This is a genomic window from Bacillus sp. SIMBA_026, assembly GCF_046535335.1.
GTDB lineage: Bacteria > Bacillota > Bacilli > Bacillales > Bacillaceae > Bacillus > Bacillus velezensis.
The window spans coordinates 1-251 of record NZ_JAWRWX010000350.1 but is presented as its reverse complement, the minus strand read 5'-3'; the positions used below and the strand labels follow the sequence as shown (position 1 = coordinate 251).

The following is a 251-nucleotide window of genomic DNA, read 5'->3' as shown; positions in this document are numbered from 1 at the left end:
ACCACCTCGTGGCCGGCGCGGGCGAGTTCGACGGCAAGGTGATGCACGTGGCGGCCCAGACCCCCGACCACCACGGGCGGGTATTCCCACGACACGATCAGAACCTTCATGCTGCCCCCGCCATCCGTATCTCGTGCCCGCTCATGATCATTCCCGCCCCGAGAAGATCAAACGTCGTGCGTCCAGCCCGGGGAAGAGGTTGTCGGCCCGATTCCATTGCGACGCCAGTTGTGCGGCAATCGATTCCCGCC

General features: G+C 65.3%; 1 protein-coding gene. It reads right to left on the bottom strand.

Translation table 11 applies throughout. The features are described 5' to 3' along the window. Positions 1-110 (bottom strand): glycogen/starch synthase (locus SB847_RS21760; RefSeq protein WP_410578784.1); only part of this gene is annotated, 110 nt, incomplete at its 3' end. Positions 111-251 lie beyond the last annotated feature (141 nt).